This is a genomic window from Nitrospinota bacterium (assembly GCA_035528715.1).
Classification (GTDB): domain Bacteria; phylum JADFOP01; class JADFOP01; order DATKYB01; family DATKYB01; genus DATKYB01.
The window spans coordinates 1-2,260 of record DATKYB010000066.1; the positions used below are offsets into that span (position 1 = coordinate 1).

Annotated in this window: 3 protein-coding genes and 2 tRNA genes; 3 read left to right on the plus strand and 2 right to left on the minus strand. The window is 35.3% G+C overall.

Translation table 11 applies throughout. The annotated features are described in order from the left end of the window. Positions 1 to 433 precede the first annotated feature (433 nt). Both VMW81_05165 and VMW81_05170 read right to left on the minus strand, forming a co-directional pair. Positions 434 to 510, minus strand: a tRNA-Asp gene (locus tag VMW81_05165). Positions 511 to 518: 8 nt separating this feature from the next. Beyond that, a tRNA-Val gene (locus VMW81_05170) sits at positions 519 to 594 on the minus strand. Between the two features lie 165 nt (positions 595 to 759). Here VMW81_05170 and VMW81_05175 point away from each other — a divergent pair. The 3 genes from VMW81_05175 to VMW81_05185 all read left to right on the plus strand — a co-directional run. Then, positions 760 to 1,284: a hypothetical protein gene (locus tag VMW81_05175; GenBank protein HUU50328.1), complete on the plus strand. Its 525-nt coding sequence runs from the start codon at positions 760 to 762 to the stop codon at positions 1,282 to 1,284. Between the two features lie 99 nt (positions 1,285 to 1,383). Then, a complete protein-coding gene (locus tag VMW81_05180; protein HUU50329.1) occupies positions 1,384 to 1,626 on the plus strand; it encodes a zinc ribbon domain-containing protein in 243 nt (80 codons plus the stop codon). A gap of 155 nt (positions 1,627 to 1,781) precedes the next feature. Beyond that, positions 1,782 to 2,260 (plus strand): primosomal protein N' (locus tag VMW81_05185; GenBank protein HUU50330.1); only part of this gene is annotated, 479 nt, incomplete at its 3' end.

Here is a 2,260-nt window from a genome sequence, read left to right on the forward strand (position 1 = left end):
AGGCTGGATGAAAGAAGCTCTCAGGGAAAGCGATAAAAGCACCTTAGCATTACATGAAAACCGTCTAAAATCGCTCAGAAACGAATGTGAGAGGGTAAATAACCGCCTTAGCAGGCTCTATGACGCAAAGTTTGATGGAGAGATAGAGGAAAGCGTTTTTAAGGCTAAAGAGAGTGAATATAAGGCTCAATTGGTAGAGATAAAGTCTGCTATGAATGACTCAAAGGTGATTAATTTAAACTTCTATGAAGATGGGTGCAGGATACTCGAACTCTCTAAGAAATTATATCCTTTATACTTAGAGGCAAATCATGAAGAAAAGGCAAAATTACTCCGGCTTGTAGCTTCGAACTACTACCTCAACGACCTAAGCCTTTGTTCTACATATAGAAAACCCTTTGACATACTCGCCAAAGGGTCTTCTTGTCTATTATGGCGGGGCCGACGAGACTCGAACTCGCGACCTCCGGCGTGACAGGCCGGCGTTCTAACCAGCTGAACTACGACCCCACCAAAAATGGTAGGCGGAACAGGGCTCGAACCTGTGACCCCCGGCTTGTAAGGCCGGTGCTCTCCCAACTGAGCTACCCGCCCCTTTATTCATTGGGAAAATATATTAATATATTATTATATAATGAAAGTCAAGATTTTTTAGTCTTGGGTAAAGGATAAGTTTATTCGAAGGGTTTTCTGTAATTTATCTTGACATTTTCCATTTATTGCTTAAATTATAAATAGAATTTTAAATTGAGGATTTAGATGTATCAGCGTTTTAATTTTGATAAGAATAGTATAGATTTAGCAAAAAACACCCTAGATGATGCTGCAGCCTTGACACGAAACTATTACGATATCAATACAAAGGATTGGAAAGGAATAAAATATGACCTAAAAACCCTGGAAGATCTCAAAAAAGACGAGATAACTGATAATGCATTTGCCCAGCTCTCAAAATATAGAGGGGTTTCTGGAAAAGCGAGCCAGGGTTTTCGTTTTAATTTTTTCAGGATATGTATTCAGGACCATAAAATCATGGAGGCAGTTAAAAAAAGAGGGGACAGAACATGTCTCAAACCCCTTTTGTTATATGTGATGACACATGAACTCATTCATATTGTAAGGTTTAACAGATTGATAAAGAAATTTGAGGGTTCCTCTAAAGAAAAGGAAATTGAAGAAAAAAATGTTCATTTTGATACATACAATATCCTTAGAAATACTGAGATTCATGGAATGAATGATATTTTAAATCATTATAGAGATTTTAGGTTTATCGAAAATTAATAAATCTCTGGAATCTCTTGAAAAAATAGGATTTTGTGTTATAATTGATAATTAAAGAGTAGCTGTTAAAGTAATGTGCAGTAAGGGGGGTTTGAAGAGATGCCGATTTACGAATACAAATGTAACTCATGTGGTCACAGATTTGAAAAGATTCAGAGTTTTTCTGATTCTCCCATTGAAAAATGTGAAGTATGTAATGGAAAGGTTTCAAAATTGCTCTCTAAGTCTACCTTTCATCTTAAAGGGAGCGGTTGGTACGCCACAGATTATGCTAAGCCTCTAGAGACCAAAAAGAAATATGATTCGAAAACCAATAAAGTAACAGATAAGAAGAAAGATTAATTATTAAATTAATATTTTAAAATAAAGCTACTATTCTCAAGTTTAGTAGCTTTTATTTTTTAAGGGCCTGTATCTTAATGGTATAGGCCTTTTTTCTTGACGGATATCTGGCTTAAATATACACTCTGATTAAGAGATTTTTAATGGTGAGAGGGATGGCTGAGAAAGTTAAATTTGCTCAAATAGTTATAGGTTTACCAATAGATGAAATATTCACCTATTCTGTGCCATCTCATCTTAAGGAGAAAATAAAAATTGGAATGCGGGTATATGTTCCCTTTGGAAACAGAAAAATGACAGGCTATGTTGTTGATTTCATTGATTATTCTAAAAGAAAAGATATTAAAGAAATCCTTTCAGTATTAGACGAGAGACCTGTTTTTGATAAAGATATGCTAAAGCTCACGAAGTGGGTATCTGATTACTATTTTTGTCCATGGGGCGAGGTTGTAAAAGCAGCATTACCAAAGGGTATGGATGTAAAGAGCTATGAATTTGTAATGCTTTCCGAGCAGGGAAGAGAATCATTAAAGAAGAGAATACAAAAAAAGAAGGTAGAGAAGAAGATCTTAGATATATTAAGCGAGGTCAAAGGATTAAAGACAAACCAGCTTATAAAAAGAACAGGTATTAA

Bases quoted from the DNA above. Each gene is read 5' to 3' on its own strand.
- VMW81_05175 (HUU50328.1), top strand. From the start codon at position 760: ATGTATCAGCGTTTTAATTTTGATAAGAATAGTATAGATTTAGCAAAA.
- VMW81_05180 (HUU50329.1), top strand. From the start codon at position 1,384: ATGCCGATTTACGAATACAAATGTAACTCATGTGGTCACAGATTTGAA.